Genomic DNA, 18,933 nt, shown 5'->3' on the forward strand with positions numbered 1-18,933 from the left:
GTGTTCACCGCGACTGCGGACGGCGCCGACGGGTGAGCGACCACACCGCGGCGCCCGCCGCACCGACGACGAGCAGGACGACCCCCGCGACGACCACTGCGGTCACCGTGCTGTCCGATTCCGACGACGCCGCGTCGACGTCGTCCCGGGTGCGGGGATCGATGAGGGTGATCGGTTCGCGGTCGGGCGCGGTGAACAGCACGCTGCCCTCGAGTTCGAACCAGCGACCGGGCTCGGCGGCGAGCCAGTCGAGCGTCCGATCGAGTTCCTCGGGAGCACCGGTCGACGTGGCGACCAGCACGGTGCGTCCGTCGTCCCGCACGACCTGCAACGAGGCGAAGTCCACCTCGGTGCCGAAAGTGAGGCTGGTGCTCTCGCCGTCGGCGTTGCGGACCTCGAACCGGCGGTCCTCGGTGCGGACGAGCGGCAGCTGCGACTGCAGATCTTCGGGCAGGAGACCGTTCGCGGCTACGATCACTGCCGGTCCCGACGAGGCGAGCGCTTCGTCGATCGTCACCCATTCGGGGTCGAGCGGACGGCTGGTGAGCGACTGGAGCCCGGCGACGAGCTCGACGGCACGGGCGACGTCGACGAGGCTGCGATCGGAGGTGGCGACGTCGACCTTCGGCATCAGCGTCTGGGGCAGCGACGGGAAGCCGACGGGCAGCGGCGGATCCGCGAGGGTGCTGAAGACACGACTGTCGCCGTCGATGCGCAGGGTGACGGGTTGCTGCAGACCGCACTGCTGCTGCGCGCCGGTGGTGCGGAGTTCGACACTGATGTCGGTGAGCCGCCCGAGGGCCGAGTTCGGAACCGTGACGACACGGTCGATGACGCCGCTCGCGTCGGCGGCCCACGAATCGAGCATGATGTCGCCGACGGAGACGGTGATCGACCCGCCCTGGGTGGCGGGGAGCGGGGTGTAGGTGCCCTGCAGGTCGATGCGCACATCGCGCACCGGCCGCCCGAATTCGGTCTGGTCGAGGAAGAGGTGTACGTCGGCGAGGCCGAGACCGCTCGTCTCGAGGTCGGACACTCGTAGGTCGTACAGGGTGGTCGAGTCCGGAGCGAGGATGGGCGGGACGTCGAAGGTGCCGACGGCGACGTCGGAACCGACGGCAAGACCGGACAGGATGCTGTTCACCAGGCCTACCTGGTCGAGGAGGGTCTGGGCGTCGCCTCGGACGTACAGGGCGGGCGGCCCGTCGGGCACCGGCACGACCTCCGCACCCGTCTGGTCGCCCTCGCTGACGACGATCTGCCGGACGAGCGGGGTGTCGGCTGCGGGGGGTAGGCCGTTCGCCGGGAGTTCACGTACGTCCACGGGCACCTGCCGCCCGGGATACCGGGCGCTCACGGTCGCTGCGAGGTCGAGGGCGACGCCCGCTTCGGCGTCCGTGGGGTCCTCGGCCAGATACAACTCGAGGCGATCGAGGACCGGCGGGAGGTAGTCGGCGACCGCTTGCGGCGCCGCGGGTGTGCCCGCGTACCGGACCAGACCGTCGCGCAGACGTACCGAACCCAGCGTCCAGTCGTCGGGGCAGATGTTGTCGACGGCGACCAGGTGCAGATCGAGCGAGACTACCGCGGCGCCGTTCTCCACCTTCGCCCCGGCGAGCGGAATCGACAGGGGCACGATGGCGCCACCGGGCGGCAGTTCCACGCGGGTGAGCAGGCGCCCGTCCGAGACGACGTCGATCCATCCGCGCGCGACATTCGTGGGCAGTTCGGCGGTGGTGTCCAGGAAGGCGGGAGTATTTCCGGCCGGGACAGGAAATGCAAGTGTGACGACATCGGAATTGCCACGGAATTCGATGTTCGGCCCGAGCCCGAGCTTGCGGGTCGGGAATGCGACCTCGCCCGGAGGAGTCGGTTCCGTCGGTTCGAGATCCTGCGCTGCAGCGGTAAGCGGGTTCGCGCACAACGTCATCGAGGCGGCAAGAGCCAGCACGAGGGTGCGACGGGAACGGCGACCGGTTCTGGGCGATGTCACTCGAGCAGCGTATTGCGTCCGATCACGAGAATATTGCAGACGCGGCGACAATTCGGTGTGACGTTGCGCTGTTGTAACGGAACGACGGCCGGCCTCGATTTCAGCCGACGACTCGAATCGGACGAATCAGGAGGCCCCGTGGCGGAAGCAGCGAGGGATCGGACGGTTGCGGCGCCGTGAGCGATCCGCTGTTGTTCGTCGCGCACACCGGTGAGCGGTCGGGTGCCGAGAAGGTCATGTTGATGCTCGTCGACGTCGCTCTCGCGCAGGGGCGTCGGGTCGTGGTGGCGTGCCCTGACGGGCCGCTCGCCGAAGCCCTCCCGGCCGGATGCGTCCGTGTCCGGTTGCCCCGGCTGGGCATGTGGGGTCAGAGGGGAGTCGGGCGGATCGCGGGCCTGGCGGGTCTTCCGGTGCGGTGGCTGGTGGGAGCGCGCAGGCTCCGTCGCGTGCTCGCCGCGGAGCGGCCGCGGGTCGTGTGCAACTCGTTGTTCGCATTGCCGTCCCTGCGGCTCGCCGTGCTCGGCACGTCCCACCGTGAACGTACCGGGTGGCTGGTGCACGACACTCTGTCCTCCCGTAAGCAGCGCATCGTCGCCCGGATGGGCAGGGGTGCCGTGGGTGGAGCGGTCGCCGTCTCGCGGGCCTCGGCCGTGCCGGTCCGTGAATGCGGATATCCGGTGGTCGTCGCACCGCACGGCGTCCCGATCCCGCCTGTTCCGTCCCGGTCGACATCTCCCGATGCCTCGACTCCCGAGGACTCGACTCCCGATGCCTCGACCGTGCGGGTGGGCATCCTCGCGTCGGTGACGGAATGGAAGGGGCACCGTGTCCTTCTCGAGGCGGTGGCCGAGGTGCCCGGGATCCGTCTCGATGTGGCGGGGGAACCGTTCCCCGGCGACGAAGCCTTCCTCGACGAACTGCGGCGTCGCGCACACGCCCCCGACCTGCGCGGACGAGTGTCGTTCCTGGGTCGGGTCGATCCCGCCGAGGTCTTCGCGGTGTGGGACGTGATGGTCTCCGCGAGCACCTCGCCGGAGGCGGGGCCGCTGGTCGCACTGGAGGCGATGGCGCACGGTGTGCCCGTCGTCGGCACCGATCACGGAGGGACCGCTGAGCATCTGGCCGACGGCGCGGGACTGCTCGTTCCGCCCGGCGATGCGAAGGCTCTGGCAGAGGCGTTGCGGCGACTGATGTCCGCTCCCGACCTGCGGAACGACATTGCCGTCACCGCGCGTCGCCGGGTGGAGGAGCGCCACGACATCGAAGTCACGTTGCCGGCCATGGTGAACGCCTTGTGGGCGACGGGCGTCACATCGTGAGGCGGCCTCGAGTATTGCTTTTGCAACCATGTTGTGATCGCCGATGTTTGGTGTTCCCGGCGGATTCGCGCACACTGTGAGCCATGTGGGTGTGGATCGCATCGGCGCTGGCGGCGTGGCTGGGCCTCTCGGCTCTCGGCGCGCTCGCGGTCGGTCGGTTCCTGTTCGTCTCCGAGAGGGAGGAACAGCTCGTCGAGATGCAGCGGGAGCAGCGCGATCCTGCGAATCCTCCCGTCGCTTCCTGACACGCCGGACGTCCGCCTGCGCGATACTCGCGAGTAACAATTTCTCGTGTCTAGACTCGGTTCCGCGTCGTCCTCCTGTCCCCCCATGTGAGGACGGCCGCACGGGTCGGCTACCCCCCATCGCCGGTCCGTGCAGAAGCCCCGGCCGATCCACCACCACGATTGCCGGGGCTTCACCTATTCCCGGGCCTGTTTCCGGCGGAGATATCCTGTCGCTCATGACCGAGCAGGCTCCCCGCGTCGCGGTCACCTTTTGCACGCAGTGCAAGTGGCTGCTGCGCGCCGGATGGATGGCGCAGGAAATGCTGAACACCTTCGGTACCGCTCTCGGCGAGGTCGCGCTCGTTCCCGGGACGGGGGGAGTGTTCCGCATCGTTGTCGACGACACGGTCGTGTGGGACCGCAAGGAGGACAAGGGCTTTCCCGAGATCGTCGTGCTCGAGCAGCGAGTGCGTGATCTCGTGGAGCCGGATCGTGATCTCGGGCATGTGGATCGGGCCGCCCGGGCCGATGCCCCACCTCGTCGCGACAGCAACGACATCTAGCGGTAACGTTCTCGTATATGTGCCCGCGTTCTACGCGCGTCGGGCACGGTCGACGGCGTGCCGCTCACGAAAGTGGTCGCCGACATCGAAATACGGGGAGGAAAATCGATGAATTCTGTTGCGAAGAAGGCTGCAGTCGCGGCCTCCGGTGCCGCACTGCTGGCACTGGTCGTTCCGGGCGTCTCGTCCGCTGCGGGTCCGAGCGTCTCGGCGAAGGCGGAGAACGGCGCCATCGTCGTCGACTTCGATCTGACGCGCGCCGACGTCGACCGCGGCGTCACCTGCGTCACCTACGTCCTGAAGCCGGGCACCGTCGACACGGCCGATCCGTCGGGTCGCATCGACGCGCAGCCCGCCGGCACGAGCTTCTCGGTGACCAACACGAGCACCTCGAGCGCGCTGTACATCAAGGACGGCGCACCCTCGCAGGCCGGCCCGGAGTCGATCACCGACGGCACCTACAACGTCTTCTGGGGCTGCCAGGACGCCTCGGGTGCGCAGTACGAGAACATCTTCGACGCGTCCGGTCGCCCCTTCACCGGTGGTATCTCCGTCACGGTCGGCGGCGGCGAGTCCGCACCGCAGGGCGAGTCGGCTCCGCAGGCACAGTCCGCGCCGCAGGCCGAGTCCGCGCCCGCACCGCAGGGCGAGGCCGCGCCCCAGGCCGACAATGTTCCGCCGGCCCCCCAGTCGCAGCCGGAGCCGGTCGACCCGCTCCAGTTCGCGATCAAGTTCCTGCGCGACTTGATCGGCGCCTACCTCTGATCGGAGTCCACACTCCGATCCACACGTGACGGCATCGGCGGCACCCATCGGGTGCCGCCGATGCCGTTTTCGTGCCGACCCTGTAGATGTGATCCGGGGTCGATTTCTGTGGCAGTGGAAGGAGAAGGGGTGGACGCCGCCTCGATCGCGACGGTTCTCGCATCGTCGCTGCAACTGCGACGTGCGTACGGCGCGAGCATGCGGCCGCTGACGTCCGGGGGCCACTGGTCCGAGGGTGACGGCTGGTGGATCGGCATCACCGCAGCCCCCGACCCCGACTACAACCTCGCGCTCGTCCACGGCGGCGACGTGACCGCTCACGCCCAGCATGTCTACGAGACGCTGACGGAGGCCGGTCACCCGTCGATCGTCCTGCTCGCCGGGGACGGCCTCGGCGCCGCCCAGGTTCTCGCCGACCACGGCTGGGTGTGTGCAGGTTCGCTGGACCTGACCTACCTCGTCGCCCACGACGCTCCGATCGATCCGGGCCTCCGGGTTCTCGGCGAGGACGACATGGTGCATGCCCGCGAACTCGCCGCCGCGACCTTCGGGATCGCCCCGGGGACCGCCGCGGTCGCCTACGCCGACGTCGTCGCCCGCACCACCGGCGTCGAGGTGATCGGGATCTTCGACGACGCGGATGCGGACGACGGGGCTGCAGCTCTGCAGTCCTGCACCCTGCTCGTCGACAGCGGACCGATCCGGACGGTGTGGTCGCTCGGCACCCGCACCGGCCGGCAACGTCGCGGATACGCGAACCGGCTGATCCGGGCCGGCGCCGCCCACACCCACACGCAGCGCGGCCCGGTCGCGATGTGCGGACTCACCAGGCCGCGTGTCACCCCGCTCTATCTCGCGGCCGGAGCGCGCGTCGCCGAGACCTGGCAGATGTGGTCCCGTCCGCGCTGGCTGCTCGGCAGCTGACGGACGTTCGGGTCGGTAACATTTGCCCGATTCGTCGCGACACACTGGCGACGTGCCCACTCCCCGGGGCGACAGCGAAAGGCCTGTGCATCGTGTCCGAACGAAGCATCCGCGACGCCGAACTGCGTCGTGAGCTCGGTGTTCCTCCCACCGTCGATCTTGTGGGGCATGCCCGCGATCTCGCTCGCGTGGCCGTGCCCGCCGCACTCGTCGCCGCGCTCGCCGCGGTCGCGGTCTTCTTCGTCCGTGACAGCGGCCCCGGGGTGTACGAGTCGTCGCTCGTCGCGGAGATCCGCTCGTCGGCATCCGTGTCCGGCAACGACGTGACCCTCGGGCAGCTCATCGCTCCCTATGTCGCGCTGTCGCAGGACTCGGCGGTCGTGGCCGCGATCGCAGCCGAGACGAACGAGGACCCCGCGAAGCTGCCGTCGAGGATCGACGTCGGCTACGGCTCGTCGCCCACCCTGCTCACCGTGACCGCCCGCGACGACTCGCAGGCCGACGCCGACCGGCTCGCGCAGACGGTCGTCACGCAGCTCGACCGCGCGCAGACCGAACGCAATCGCGTCGCCCTCGACGCGCGCATCGCCGAGCTGGACGCGGTCGTCGCCGGTCTGCGTGCCGACCTCGCCGCGAGTATCGCCACCGACGAGGAGGGCGTAGCCGATCCGGTGGTGCAGGCCGAACTCGATGCGCGGCTCGAGCAGCTCCGGCAGGCACGCTCGGGCGCGAGCCTCGAATACCTCCAGGTGCTGTCGATGCCCGCCGGTACCGGGACGAAGGTGTCCCCGATGCCGCGCGCCGAGGCCGCGGTCACCTTTCTCGCCGTGTTCGTCCTCGTCGCCGAGTTGCTGGTCGCGCTGAACGGACGCTTCGGAGCGTCGAACAGCCCGGCCTGGGCCCGGCGGGTCGCGCGTCGCCACCGGGCAGCTGTGCAGATCGAGCGCGACGATCGGGAGACGCTTCCTCTCGACACGATCGTCATGCTCGGACAGCGCGCTTCGCTCGGCGACCACATCCTCCTCCTCACCGGCGAGGGCGTGACCGTCGAGACCGACGCCTTCGGCGATGCCCGCGACCGGATCGTGTGCTGCGGAGTCGGGGAACAGTGGTGGACCCGCGCGAAGACCGAGGGGCTCGCGCTCGCCGTGATCGTGCTGCAGGCCGGGGCCGAGGAGCGAGCGCAGGCGGAGGACACACTGCGTGCCCTGGCCGAGATCGAGGTGCCCACGCGTCTCGTCCTGCTCGGTGCAGGACGCGAGTTGGTGCCCGTGCTTCCGGCCCGGCGCCGCGAAACGGCCGTGGAGGCGGCTCCCGAGCCCCCGGCTCCCGTCCCGGCCGCCGCACCTCAGCCCGCACCTGCACCTGCGGCGCCTGCACCGCGACCAGTGCCCGACGACCGTCACCGGGCTCCGCAGCCGGTGCCGTCGCAACCCGAGTCGCTGTTCGTCCCGCCCCAGGATTCGGCCTACCGGCAGTACCGCTACGACGAGGGGCACGACTACGGATACGCCGACCAACAGAGCTACCGGGACGGGCACGCTCATCCCGAGCAGAACGGTTACGGCGAATCTCGGGAGACGTCGCGCTACTGACCGTGTTCCCGCCCGAGTTGAAGCTTCGCGCCGACAGGCTATAGTGATGGCGGTCACTCCAGGGGATGGGTTTGGCCTGCGCAGCCGAGCACATCGGCGTCACGACGAGGAAAATGATTTGTCTATCTGCATTGCCGGCACACCGCAGCACAGCACCGCGACGCCGGGAAGCACCGAATGGATCAAGGCTCATCTCGCCCGCATGGAAGACGGTGCGGGCTCCGCATCGCCCTCCGAGGACGTCGCCACCGAGAGTGTCGTCGACGCGCGCCGTTAGGCTCATCTCCAGGACTGCACAGAGGACCAGCCGGGTACACGTGCCGTGAACCGGGCGACGGAGGGAGCGAGACATGAGGGAGTTGTTCCGAGGACAGCTCGACGACCTGGTCGAACGTCTCGGTGAGCTCGCCGCGGTCGCAGCCGAAGGGCTCGACCTGGCCACTCGCGCCCTGTTCGACACCGATCTCGACGCAGCCCAGGCCGCCCTCGACCTCGATGCACGGATCGCCGAACTCGACACCGACTGTGCCGAGCGAGCGGTGCGGATCCTCGCCCTGCAGGGTCCCGTGGCCGCCGACCTGCGGTTGGTCTTCTCCGCGGTTCGTATCACGGGCGATCTCACCAGGATGGGCGAACTGAGCCTGCACATCGCGCGGGTCGTACGGCGTCGCCATCCCGAGTCGCTGGTGTACGACCTCCTGCGCGACGATCTTCGCCGGATGGCCGAACTCGCCGCGCAGATCGTCGCGATCCTGCGCGACGCGTTCACCGACTTCGACCTCGAGACGATCAAGGGCACACACGCCATCGAGACCGAACTCGATGCGGTGCACTCGCGACTGCTCGCCCTGCTCGAGAGCCCCGAATGGGACGGCGACATCCGGACCGCGGTCGACACCGCACTCCTCGCGCGTTTCTACGGGCGGTTCGGCGACCAGGCCGTCGACGTCGCCGATCGGTTGATCTTCTTCGTCACGGGCCAACGACCAGCTGCCTGACTTCGCCGCGCGCACTGCCGCGAACCGTGCGATTCTCTCACCATGACCCGCGACGAGCGCCTCTCGGTCGGCGGTCCTGGGGTGCCCGGGTTCGACGACCTCGACTTCGATGCTCTGTCGGTGCGGTCCGGTGCCAAGTGGGCACGGGCGGCCGCCGACGGGCTGGCCCCCGCCTGGGTTGCCGACATGGACTTCCCGGTCGCACCGCCGATCGCGCGTGCGCTGCACGAGCTGGTCGACCGTAGCGATCTCGGCTATCCCGACTGGTCCCACGGGACGCCGCTGCGCGAGGAGTTCGCACAGCGCATGCGAACGCGCTACGGATGGGAACCCGATCCCGGAGCCGTGCGCGAGCAGACGGATCTCATCCAGGCGTTGCAGCTCGTGTTGCACCTGAGCACCACGCGCGGCGATGCGGTGGCGATCCAGACACCGAACTACCCGCCGTTCCTCGCGTCAGTGCGACGGATGGGTCTGCAGCAGATCGACTTTCCGTTCGTCGACCGGGGCGACGGGTGGGTGCTCGACTTCGATGTGTTCGAGCCGTTGGCGGCGCGTCGTCGTCCGCGGGTGCTGGTGCTCGTCAACCCGCACAACCCCACCGGACGGGTGCTTACGCGTGAGGAACTCGAGCGGATCGCCGATCTCGCCGAACGGTTCGACATGCTCGTCGTCAGCGACGAGATCCATGCCGAACTGATCTACGAACCGCACCGGCATATCCCGTTCGCCTCGCTCGGGCCGGAGAGCGCTGCCCGCACGGTGACTCTCACCTCCGCCAGCAAGGCGTTCAATCTCGCGGGGATGCGGTGCGCGGTGGTGCACTACGGCTCCGAGGCCCTGTTGAAGCGCCGGGACGCGGAGCCGTTCGACCTGTACGGGACGGTCTCGGTGCCGGGCGTGGTCGCGACGCTCGCCGCGTGGCGCGAGGGCGGTGCATGGCAGCGCGACCTGCTGCAGGTCCTCGACCGGAACCGTCGACGGGTGGACGAGGTTCTGCGCGAACGGATTCCGGATCTGCGGCACCACCTGCCGCAGGGTACCTACCTGACGTGGTTGAACACCGGGCCGCTCGGCATCGACGATCCGGTGTCGACCGTCCGCGATCGGGGACGTGTCCTCGCCGACGGTGGGGTGCGGTTCGGGTCGGGCGCACGCAACTTCCTGCGCATCAACTTCGCGACGTCGGGGCCGATCCTCGATCGCATCCTCGACGGGATCACCGACGCGCTCGGTGCCTGATCGTCAGCACACCCCGTCACCACACCGCGTCGGCCGGGGTGTTCGTGGACTCGAGTGTGTCGTTCGCGGCCGCGCATCCGGAGGTCGCCGAAGCGACCACGGCGCGTGAGGGTTTGGCCGAGAAGTTCTGGTAGAGCAGCCCGAAGTTCTGCTCGACGTCGGCCTGGTTCGTCCCGCGGTCGCGCATCGAGTAGACGAAAACCTTCTGTACCCAGCCGAGCCGGCGGGCCTCTGCGATACCGTCGGCGATGATGTCGGCCTGCCGTTGCGTGCTCACCGCGTTCGCGGCGGTGCCGGTCGGGGCGCCGAACTCGGTGGCCCACACCGGTGTCGCGGCGTCGCCGTACTGCACCATGGTGTCGCGCATCAGACGCATGCGGTAGAAGGTGTTCCAGCTCTGCGTGCTCACATCGGACGGCAGTGCCGGATAACTGTAGGGGTGGACGGAGAGGATGTCGAAGTACTGGTGCGCCCCGCGCGCGTAGAGCTGCTGCACGTAGGTGACGGGGGAGATGTCGGAACCGTTGTCCACCGCCGGTGCGAGTCCGCCGTTGAGGATCCGGGCATTCGGTTGCACGGACTTGACGGCCGGAGCGGCCGCGGCGAGCAACTCGACGTACTTGCCGACGTCGGGACGGGGACGGAAGAAGTTCGTCAGGTTCGGTTCGTTCCAGATCTCCCAGTGCGTCACGCGGGTCGAATAGCGCTGTGCCGCCTGCCGGGCGAAACCGGCGAAGGCTGCCGGGTCGGCGGGGTATCCGTGAGTGTCGCCGCCGCCCGCGACGCGCGCCCAGGCCGGGGTGTACGCGACGATGCCGACCACCTCGAGTCCGCGGGCCCGAGCACGATCCACCACACGGTCGGGCACCGACCAGTTCTGTTGTCCGCGGTTCGGTTCGATCACCGACCAGTCGATGTCCACGCGCAGCCACCGGGCGCCGACCGCCCGGATCGTGTCGAGTTCGCGGTCGAGTTCGGAGTCCGGCAGATACATCAGCGGTGCGCCGGCGGCGATGCCGATGTCGTCGGTCGCGCAGGTGGTCGGCGGAGGGGGTTGGGGCGGTGGAGCGCACGCTGCGAGTGCGGCGAGGGTGCACGAGAGGGCTGTGGCCAGTGCAACGTGTGCGAGACGACCCATCGACTCTCCTGATGTACCATTCGGACAATTCAGGCATCGGTCGTAACGTCGCGCCGCCGACCTGCGATTCTTGCGGTGGAGCGAGCGGCAGACCGACGCCGCGAATTCACTGTAACGAGCAGGAGGCCGGAAGATGCGGGATTCGTGGACCGAAGGTTTCGGTGCATGCGCACCGTGAGTTTCGAGATCCACGACGAATCATCCGCAGTCCGGCTCTCCGCGGAATGGGACGATCTCGCCCAGGAGGTGGGTCGGCGCGTCGCGACCCGCCCCTCCTACGTACTGGCCTGGAATCGGATGGGGCGCGGCCGATCGGCCGTGTGCACCGTTCGGCGCGACGGGCGCCTCGTCGGACTCGCGCCCCTGCACGCCCGCACCCGTCTCGGGGTCACCGCTCTACGACTCCCGGCTCACGGCCTCGCCACGATAGGAACCTTCCTCACGACCGACGAGGCCGCGCTCGCCGACCTGCTCGACGGCATCGCCGATCGGAACATGGCACTGCAACTCGACCACGTCGATCTCACCGACCCTCTCGTCGAGATGCTGCATGCCTCGCCTCGCTGGAGCATCGACATCGCCGGAACCGAGCGGTGCCTGACCGTCGATGTCGCCTCCGGTGCCGGCGCCGAATCGCTGCGTGGTCGGCGCACACTGAGAACACTGTCTCGGCTCGAACGCTCGCTGGAACGCGAAGGCACCCCGGTCTCCGTCGAAGTGGTGCGCGATCCGGACCATCTCGCGCAGAGGTGGCGCGATATCACCGCGGTCGCCGCGGCCGCCGACGCACACAGCGGGCGCGACAACTTCTGTGCGCCGCCGTTCACCGCGTTCACCCGGCCGCTGCTCGACGCCGAGGCCCGCGCCGGCCGGCTGCTCATCGTGGGCCTGCTCGTCGGCGACCGATGGACGGCACATGAGATCATGTTCCGCACCGGGACCACGGCCGAGATGTGGTTGAGCCGCTTCCATCCCGAGGTACGCCGCTACCAGCCCGGCCAGTTGCTGCAGCGCCACCTCGCCGACCGCCACGACGAGCTGGGCATCGACCGCTTCGACTATCTGCTCGGCACATCGGAATTCAAGGAGCAGTGGTCGAACGGTGACTACCGGGTGGGGCGGATCGTCGCCGTCCCCACCTCGCGACCGCACCACCGATGGACCCTCCGCGCCGCGGATCTCGGAGCCGACCTCGTCCGTCCCCTGCGCCTGGCGGCGCGCGATGCTCTCACGTCGAACCGCTGCTGATCAGAGGCAACCGGGAATGACCGCGGCCGTGCGCAGCACGTCCCAGGCCGGCTTGGGCGACCCGTCGTGTGTGAGGACCCCGAAGTTCTGTTCGCGATCGGCCACCTCGGTGCCCCGGTCGAGGAGGCTGTAGACGAACAGCTTGTCGACGAAGCCCAACGCGCGTTGCTCGGTGATCCCGTCGCGCAGGATGTCGGCCTGCTCCGTGGGCCCGACCGCGTCGGTGTCCGTGCCCGTCGGTGCCCCGAACTCCGTTGCCCAGATGGGCTTGTCGGAATCCCCGTGCTCGACCATGACGGTGCGCATCTCGCGCATGCGGTAGAAGGAGTTCCAGTCGGAGGTCGAGGCGTCGGACGGGAGAGCGGGATAGCTGTAGGGATGCATGCCCACCACGTCGAAGGCCGGCGACACGCCCTGGTCGTACAACTCGGTGAGGAAGGTCGTCGGGGCGATGTCGGAGCCGTTGTCGGTGCCGGGGGACAGGCCGCCGGTGATCACCACCGCCCCGGGGTCGACGTTGCGGATCGCCTCCGACGCCGCCACGAGCAGGTCGGCGTACGCGCCGACGTCGGGTTGCGGGGTGAAGAAGGCCGTCAGGTTCGGCTCGTTCCAGATCTCCCAGTGCGTGACTCTGTCCGAGTAGCGATCGGCGACGTCGCCTGCGAAGCGCCCGAATTCGCCGGGGTCGGCAGGCATCCCGTGCGGATCGCCGGGGTCGGCCTCCGACGTCCGCGCCCAGTGCGGAGTGTGGGTGAGCAGGCCCAGCACCTGCAGGTCGTGCGCGTCGGCCGCGGCGACGACCCGGTCGGTGCCCCTCCAGTCGAAGCGTCCGCGCGCGGGTTCGATGATCGACCAGTCCATGTCGAACCGGATCCAGCCGGCGCCGCTGTCGGCGACCTTCGACATGTACGCGTCGAGGTCGTCGGCGTCGAGGTAGTCGAGACCGGCTCCCGTCGCGACCCCGAGACTGTCGGCGGTCAGATCTGTTCGGCAGTCGCGTGCCTCGGTGCTCTGGGTACACGACAGAGCGAACACACCGACAAGGGTGAGAACGGCGCGGAGCGGCATGGACCGCGACACGCGACGCGGCATCGACCGCGAAAGGGACACTGCAACCTCAACGGGACTTGACGAGACCGGCGAGGCCGAGCCCGCCGGTGATGGGAAGGACATGGGTTCCGGCCAGAACACAGACAGCCGAGAGGACAGCGGTGACGGGCCAGGGAAGATCGTAGCGTTCCGCGAAGAGCGACATCCACACGGCCACCGAAACACCCAGCATCGCGATCGCCATGGTCTGGGTGAAGGGGAACAGACCCCTGATCCGGACGCTCCGGACCACCACGATCCAGATCGCGACGAGCATCGCAGCCTCGGTGAGCACCGTCGCCAGCGCCGCCCCGTCGAACGACATGCGGGGGATGAGGACGAGGTTCGCACCGATGTTCCCGGCGAGCGCAGCCAGTGCCACCCACGGGTAGACGCGGTGGCGTCCGGTCGCGATGAGCACCATGAGACCGAGTTCGGTGAGCATCGACAGAGCGCTGCCGAGCACCAGCATGCGCGAGGCGCCGGCCGCCTCGGCGAACCGCTCGCCGTAGAGGAGGGACAGCACGCCGTCCGCCGACGACCAGAAGGCCGCGGTAGCGGTCGCGCCCAGTACCGCGAGGAGCATCGCCGCTTCCCGCGTGCGCTGCCGGAACATCTCGCTCTGCGCCGGCCAGGTGGCGACCAGCAGCGTGGTCACCGGACCCACGACGGTCGACGACACCATCGACAGGAGGTCGGCGAACTTGTATCCGACGGTGTAGAGACCTACCGAGTCGAAAGTGTCCATCCGCCCGAGCATCAGCACGTCGATCTTCGACAGCAGGGTGAGCAGAGCGAAACCGATGCTGAGGGGGATGGCCTCGACGAGCATCTCGCGCCACCGCCACAACTGGGCACGTGCGGCGGGCAGGGGACCGGCCTTGCCCGCTCGCACGCCGCGCACGAGGATGCCTGCGCCGACGACCTCGTTGATCACGGCCGGCACGACGAGCACGAGCAGCACCGGATTCCACAGCACCGCGGCGATGGTGGCGATCAGCTGCGCGAGCTGGCCGAAGGTCTCGGCGACCGCGACCGATGCCATGCGTAGTCGACTCTGGTACATCACCGACAGGGCGTTGTTGGGCGTCGCGATCACCACGACGAGACCGGCGATCACCGTCGCCCAGACGACATCGGACGAGTATCCGAGCAGCAGCACGTACCCGATGGCCAGCGCGTACCCGAGCAGACCGAGCACACCGCGCAACGCGATGAACGCGGTGGTGACGTAGGAGACCTCCCACGGATTGCACTCGACGAGCTTGGCGAGCACCACTCGGCCCACGCCGAGATCGGTGACGACGGACAGCAACCCGAGCAGGCCGAAGACGAAGGAGAACTTGCCGAAGTCGTCCGGTGCCAACGCGCGGGCGACGATCATCGAACCGGCCCAGCCCATCGAGGCGACGGCCAACCGGCTGCCGAGCATCACGACGGTGTTGCGTCGCGCGGCCCGCCCGTCGAGCTCCGGGGTCTGCGGTTCGTGGAGAGTACCGCCGGGGTCGTGCGCCGCGACGATCCGCTCCATCACGACGGTTTCGGCCATCCGGTCGGCCAGCGAATGTCTACCCACGCGACGGCCTCGTCAGATTCTCAGGCCCGCGGAGCGGTAGGCATCGCGCGTGAGCTCGGCGGTGCGCGTCCATGTCGAGGTCGCGGCGACCTCGCGTCCACGGGTACGCAGCGCATCCGCGGTATCACGGTCGTGGACGACGACGCGCAGGGCCGCGGTCCACGAGGTCACGGTGTGTTCGGTGACGAGCAGCGCTCCGTCGTCGACGACGTCGGGCAGTGCACCGACAGCGCTCGTCACCACTGCCCCACCACACGCCATCGCCTCGAGCGGCGGTAACCCGAAACCCTCGTAGCGTGAGGCGTATGCGACGGCGGTCGCTGCGGCGTACAGCGCGGGAAGGTGTGCGGTGGGAACGTAACCGAGACCGATCGAACCGGCCGGTGCGTGGGGTCCGGTGGATCCGGCTCCGGCGAGCACCAGCGGGACGTCGAGGATACGGCACGCGTCGGCGACGAGCGCGACGTCCTTGCGGGGTTCGACGGTGCCGACCTGCAGGACGAACCGTTCGGGCAGCCGGTAGACCCGGTGGATGTCCCGCATCTCCTCGGGAGTGGGAGGTTTCGCCCACGCCGCGGGGGCGAGCGGGGTGACCGCCGCATCGCGGCCGCACAGCGCGTGGAGACGTTCGGCGGTGAAGTTCGAGACCGCGACGAGCACGTCGGCCCGTCGCATGGCATCGCGCAGCAGTGCGCGCTCACCGGCGGCGCGGTACTTGCTGAACGCCCACGGGGTGTCGAAGACGGCGAGATCGTGGAACGTCGAGACGGTGACACCGGAACACAGGACGGGCAGGTCGACGTCGAGGCTGTGGAACAGGTCGACCCCGCGGACGGGCATCTTGGCGTACAGCATCCGCCGCACCCCGTAGGCGACCGGTCGTACCGACGGGGTCACGCGAGGGGGCAGTTCACCCACGGCATCGCACTGCACCGTCGCGCGCAGCGCAGCCGAGGGGAACAACGGGTCGAGCGCGGTCAGCAGCTCGCGGACGTAGGTCTGGACTCCACTGCCGGACGGACGGAGTGCGAGGGCGCCGAATCCGATGCGGTGAGCGAGCTTCGGTGAGGTGACCAGTGTTGCGTCAGTGCGCATCCGACAGTTCCTAACAGTAGCCAGAAATAGACGTCGAGAGGGAAGATCTCGAGATAGGTCGCCACGGTGGAGGCGACCGCCGCCGCGACGATCGTGCCGCTCACCCCGAGTGCGAGTGCGGCGTCCTGCCCGCTCAGCACCCGGGATGCACGCAGCGTCGAGACCGCGGCGCACACGAGTACGAGGACGAACAGCCACACGCCGATCGGGCCGAGTTCCACGGCGAGCTTCATGTAGTAGTTGTCGGGCTGATAGGGCATGAACCCGAACTGCACGGCCGCCGTGTACGACAGTTCCGACAGCATCGGGTTGCTCTGGGCCACCGTGTCGGCGGCAGCCGAGCCGGTCGCGCCGAGACCCTGACCGAAGGGGTGCACCCACAGCGACGACAGGGTCTGCGACCAGCCGTCCCCGCGCTCACCGAGGCTCGACGAGGAGAACAGTGGAGCGAGAATCGAACTCGGCACGGCGAAGAGGACGAGCGGTGCGAGCGCCGCGGTGGCGCCGAAACCGAGGAGCAGGGTGCGGTAGCGGTGGACCGCCAGCCACAACAATGCGACGGCGAGACCGATGTAGCTGGCGCGCACGATCGTCACACCCATGCCCAGCACCATGATCGGTGTCGCGCACAGGAACAGTCTGTTGCGGAGCCGGTGCGGATCGGCGAAGGAGACCGAGCACCCCACGATCAGTCCGATCATCACGAACAGGCCGAAGGCGAAGGGTGTCGTGAACGTGCTGAAACTGCGCAGGATTCCGCCGCTGATGCGCAGATGCTCGTCCCAGCGGTAGCCGAGTTCGGCGAGTCGCTCACCGCCGATCACCTGTTGCGCGAGTCCGATGACGGCGGTGACGGCCGTCGTGCCCATGAGGATCGTCACCAGGTGGTCGCGGTCGCGGGCGTCGAACGGTGCACGCCACAGGATCACCGGGATGACGAGGTAGAAGTAGGTAATCTTGATGGCGATGATGCCGGCGAGCCCCGAGACGAGCAACGCCGACAGGACTCCGATTGCCACCCATGCGACCACGGCCGGCCACCACGGATAGGACGGTGCCGGCAGCCGCCGTCGGTAGGGGCTGACGAAGGTCGCGGCGAGGGTGAGGAGCAGCAGCCCCTCCTTCCACGGCGACAGTGATTCACCGCCGGGGACGATCGCGAGCAGGCCGTGGAACGGCGTGAGCGCGGCGATCGCCAGCAACCCGCGTTGGGGTCGCCGCCAGAGCAACACTCCCAGCACGAGCACGACCGGAACGGCGAGCATCAGCAGGGGAGTCACGAGACGTACTCGCCTGCAGCGGGATCCGCGGTGCGGGACCCGAAACGGGAGAGCACGGTCGAGGTGACCGCCGTGCGGAGGAACTCGCGCCCGTCCCGCTGCCGACCGCTGTGCTCACCGACCTCGCTGGTGAGGATGTCCCCGGTGAAGCCCCGTCGGCGCAGGCGGCGAAGTCCTTCGTCTCCGCGCTGGGTCAGGAACCACCGGTGGTCCTCGGCGGACAGCACGACCGTGGTCGACACACCCGCGCGACGCAGTGCCTCCAACCCGACCTCGGGAACCTGGGTCACGCCGATTCGGCCCAGCAGCAGCCACAATGGATAGGGCAGGTACTTCTGCGCCCACGGTTTGATGCGGGCTCGCAGGGAGATCGTCTGCGGTTCCGCCGGGGCTGCGATCGCCGGAACATCGGGTGCGTTCGGACCGAGATCTGCGCGCAACGACTTCCGGCGGTGGGTGCACCACAGGATCACGTTCACGAGCACGGCGGAGTGTGCTGCACCCCGGAGGGCGACCCACGACGAGTACCACGCACCCGAACACAGGCCGATCACCACGAGGTCCTGCGGATCGATGCCGAGGGCGGCGACAGCATCGAGGGCGTCGCGGTCGGAGTCGTCGGAGTACAGCGGTGTGGGCGTCGCCCCGTGTGCCGTGCCGGTATCGCCGACCCCGGTCCGGTCGAACCGGATAGTGGAGATGCCGTGCGCGGCGAACTCGCGTGCGAGCTCGACCCAGAGACGACTCGGGCCGAGTCGGTGCTCGTAGGCGGTGCCGAAGAACAACACCGTCGGGGTGGACCGGCGCGGGGCGCCGAACCTGCCGGTGCCGAACCCCTCGGTGCCGAACCCCTCGGTGTCGAACCATTCGGGGGCGACCCCGTGCGTGCGCAGCGCGAACATCTCGTTCGGGCCGAGATATTCGACGCTCTCGTGGATCGGGAGCCCGGAGTCGGTGGTCGCGACGACCGCGCGGCCGCACTCGGGGAAGTGGACCTCGCGGGTGGCGGCCGGCGCGCCCGCAACTACCCAATCGGCGATCCGGGTGAGCTGCTCGGTCGGGATCGCGGAGTGGAGTGTGCTGGGGGTGACGAAGGATTCGTGGGCGTCGAGGGAGAGCTCGTCACCGCCGAGTGCGGTGGCGAGCGCCGACACCGCGGCGGTCTCGCGGGCTGTGGGTCGGGTCGCGAGCAGGGTTCGTGTGCCGTTCAGCGACCTCGGATCGATCTTCAGGGCGCCGAGCGCGTCGGCAGCTTCGGGGGCGAGAACCCCGCCGACGATCGAAACCCGGGGGTCTTCGGGATCGTCGGCGCCGAGGGCGAGACGGTAGAGGGCGCGTTGTTCGCGCAACATCGCTCGGCCCGAGACGATCGGATCCCACAGCACGACGGCGTCGGCCGGTCCGCACTCGGGCAGTGCCGTCGCCGCGATCAGTGCGCCGGTGCGCAGTCCGACGACGGTGATGTGCTCGGCGCCGCTCGCGCGGGCCGTCTCCACTGCGGTGACGACGCTGCGCTGCCATGCCGCGACCGCGTCGGGCGAATCCTGATCGCCGGCCGAGTCTCCGGTGCCCGTGTAGTCGAAGCGCACTGCCGCCAGTCCCCGCTCGGCGAGTTGCTCGGCGAGAGCCTTGACGCCTCGATAGGTGTCGAGGTGTTCCTTGCCGAGGGGTGGGCACAGCACCACCGCGCCGCGCGCGCGGCGGTCGGCGGGAAGGTGGACGTGCCCGAGGATCGGGGACTCAGGGTCGCCGAACCACGACGCGTGTCGCACATCCACTCCGTGACCTCCACTGTCGAGGGGGTGAAAGAGGGGGTGATTTCCCGCCCCGTCTCGGACCCTGAATCTTCTTGCCGTTCGGACGCATTCGTATCGAGGGATT

17 protein-coding genes are annotated in these 18,933 nt (G+C 69.0%); 10 read left to right on the top strand and 7 right to left on the bottom strand.

The features are described from left to right. Window positions 1–4 precede the first annotated feature (4 nt). Window positions 5–1,993, bottom strand: coding sequence for a hypothetical protein (locus tag K3M35_RS14510; RefSeq protein ID WP_308257075.1), 1,989 nt, complete (start codon window positions 1,991–1,993; stop codon window positions 5–7). A 176-nt stretch (window positions 1,994–2,169) separates the two neighbouring features. Between K3M35_RS14510 and K3M35_RS14515 the strand changes: the two genes are divergently transcribed. The 9 genes from K3M35_RS14515 (at window position 2,170) to K3M35_RS14555 (ending at window position 9,626) form a co-directional block, all read left to right on the top strand. Next, window positions 2,170–3,312 carry a glycosyltransferase family 4 protein gene (locus tag K3M35_RS14515; RefSeq protein WP_220666588.1) on the top strand — a complete coding sequence of 381 codons (1,143 nt, stop codon included), beginning with the start codon at window positions 2,170–2,172 and terminating at the stop codon, window positions 3,310–3,312. Between the two features lie 83 nt (window positions 3,313–3,395). Then, window positions 3,396–3,557 (top strand): hypothetical protein, encoded by a 162-nt coding sequence (locus K3M35_RS14520; protein ID WP_019290926.1) that lies wholly within the window; start codon window positions 3,396–3,398, stop codon window positions 3,555–3,557. A gap of 218 nt (window positions 3,558–3,775) precedes the next feature. After that, complete coding sequence (locus tag K3M35_RS14525; RefSeq protein ID WP_039584985.1) at window positions 3,776–4,102, top strand: SelT/SelW/SelH family protein; 327 nt, start codon at window positions 3,776–3,778, stop codon at window positions 4,100–4,102. A gap of 108 nt (window positions 4,103–4,210) precedes the next feature. Beyond that, complete coding sequence (locus K3M35_RS14530; protein ID WP_039584983.1) at window positions 4,211–4,867, top strand: hypothetical protein; 657 nt, start codon at window positions 4,211–4,213, stop codon at window positions 4,865–4,867. A 129-nt stretch (window positions 4,868–4,996) separates the two neighbouring features. Further along, window positions 4,997–5,791 carry a hypothetical protein gene (locus K3M35_RS14535; RefSeq protein WP_006552627.1) on the top strand — a complete coding sequence of 265 codons (795 nt, stop codon included), beginning with the start codon at window positions 4,997–4,999 and terminating at the stop codon, window positions 5,789–5,791. A 92-nt stretch (window positions 5,792–5,883) separates the two neighbouring features. Next, window positions 5,884–7,386, top strand: a complete 1,503-nt coding sequence (locus K3M35_RS14540; protein WP_220666589.1) for a hypothetical protein — start codon at window positions 5,884–5,886, stop codon at window positions 7,384–7,386. A gap of 118 nt (window positions 7,387–7,504) precedes the next feature. After that, a complete protein-coding gene (locus K3M35_RS14545) occupies window positions 7,505–7,663 on the top strand; it encodes a hypothetical protein (protein ID WP_019290929.1) in 159 nt (52 codons plus the stop codon). 73 nt (window positions 7,664–7,736) lie between these two features. Next, window positions 7,737–8,384 (top strand): PhoU domain-containing protein, encoded by a 648-nt coding sequence (locus K3M35_RS14550; protein WP_006552625.1) that lies wholly within the window; start codon window positions 7,737–7,739, stop codon window positions 8,382–8,384. 42 nt (window positions 8,385–8,426) lie between these two features. Next, window positions 8,427–9,626, top strand: a complete 1,200-nt coding sequence (locus K3M35_RS14555; RefSeq protein ID WP_220666590.1) for a MalY/PatB family protein — start codon at window positions 8,427–8,429, stop codon at window positions 9,624–9,626. 16 nt (window positions 9,627–9,642) lie between these two features. Here the strand turns inward: K3M35_RS14555 and K3M35_RS14560 are convergent, their stop codons facing one another. Next, a complete protein-coding gene (locus K3M35_RS14560; RefSeq protein ID WP_024102003.1) occupies window positions 9,643–10,764 on the bottom strand; it encodes a glycosyl hydrolase in 1,122 nt (373 codons plus the stop codon). Window positions 10,765–10,929: 165 nt separating this feature from the next. On the opposite strand from K3M35_RS14560, the gene K3M35_RS14565 reads away from it, so the two are divergent. Then, the gene (locus K3M35_RS14565; protein WP_006552622.1) at window positions 10,930–12,012 is read left to right on the top strand and encodes a GNAT family N-acetyltransferase; all 1,083 of its coding nucleotides are present in this window, start codon (window positions 10,930–10,932) and stop codon (window positions 12,010–12,012) included. On the opposite strand, the gene K3M35_RS14570 is transcribed toward K3M35_RS14565, so the two are convergent. From K3M35_RS14570 to K3M35_RS14590, 5 genes are all read right to left on the bottom strand, one after another. Continuing rightward, window positions 12,013–13,047, bottom strand: a complete 1,035-nt coding sequence (locus tag K3M35_RS14570) for a cellulase family glycosylhydrolase (protein WP_308257076.1) — start codon at window positions 13,045–13,047, stop codon at window positions 12,013–12,015. 82 nt (window positions 13,048–13,129) lie between these two features. After that, window positions 13,130–14,677 (bottom strand): flippase, encoded by a 1,548-nt coding sequence (locus tag K3M35_RS14575; RefSeq protein ID WP_230826372.1) that lies wholly within the window; start codon window positions 14,675–14,677, stop codon window positions 13,130–13,132. A gap of 12 nt (window positions 14,678–14,689) precedes the next feature. Continuing rightward, window positions 14,690–15,772 (bottom strand): glycosyltransferase family 1 protein, encoded by a 1,083-nt coding sequence (locus tag K3M35_RS14580; RefSeq protein ID WP_220666591.1) that lies wholly within the window; start codon window positions 15,770–15,772, stop codon window positions 14,690–14,692. Beyond that, the gene (locus K3M35_RS14585; protein WP_144376954.1) at window positions 15,655–17,052 is read right to left on the bottom strand and encodes an O-antigen ligase; all 1,398 of its coding nucleotides are present in this window, start codon (window positions 17,050–17,052) and stop codon (window positions 15,655–15,657) included. Before K3M35_RS14585 ends, K3M35_RS14580 begins: the two co-directional genes overlap by 118 nt. Beyond that, on the bottom strand, window positions 17,049–18,830 hold the full coding sequence (locus K3M35_RS14590; RefSeq protein WP_220666592.1) for an alpha/beta fold hydrolase: 1,782 nt from the start codon (window positions 18,828–18,830) through the stop codon (window positions 17,049–17,051). The genes K3M35_RS14585 and K3M35_RS14590 overlap by 4 nt, the downstream gene beginning before the upstream one ends. Between the last annotated feature and the right edge of the window lie 103 nt (window positions 18,831–18,933).

Source organism: Rhodococcus sp. DMU2021 (assembly GCF_019641445.1).
In the GTDB taxonomy this organism is placed as follows: domain Bacteria; phylum Actinomycetota; class Actinomycetes; order Mycobacteriales; family Mycobacteriaceae; genus Rhodococcus; species Rhodococcus pyridinivorans.

What these genes read in the sequence shown, in the direction of transcription:
- K3M35_RS14525 (WP_039584985.1), top strand. Translation starts at nt 3,776, where the DNA reads ATGACCGAGCAGGCTCCCCGCGTCGCGGTCACCTTTTGCACGCAGTGC.
- K3M35_RS14555 (WP_220666590.1), top strand. Translation starts at nt 8,427, where the DNA reads ATGACCCGCGACGAGCGCCTCTCGGTCGGCGGTCCTGGGGTGCCCGGG.
- K3M35_RS14565 (WP_006552622.1), top strand. Translation starts at nt 10,930, where the DNA reads ATGCGCACCGTGAGTTTCGAGATCCACGACGAATCATCCGCAGTCCGG.
- K3M35_RS14520 (WP_019290926.1), top strand. Translation starts at nt 3,396, where the DNA reads ATGTGGGTGTGGATCGCATCGGCGCTGGCGGCGTGGCTGGGCCTCTCG.
- K3M35_RS14530 (WP_039584983.1), top strand. Translation starts at nt 4,211, where the DNA reads ATGAATTCTGTTGCGAAGAAGGCTGCAGTCGCGGCCTCCGGTGCCGCA.
- K3M35_RS14550 (WP_006552625.1), top strand. Translation starts at nt 7,737, where the DNA reads ATGAGGGAGTTGTTCCGAGGACAGCTCGACGACCTGGTCGAACGTCTC.
- K3M35_RS14560 (WP_024102003.1), bottom strand. Translation starts at nt 10,764, where the DNA reads ATGGGTCGTCTCGCACACGTTGCACTGGCCACAGCCCTCTCGTGCACC.
- K3M35_RS14580 (WP_220666591.1), bottom strand. Translation starts at nt 15,772, where the DNA reads ATGCGCACTGACGCAACACTGGTCACCTCACCGAAGCTCGCTCACCGC.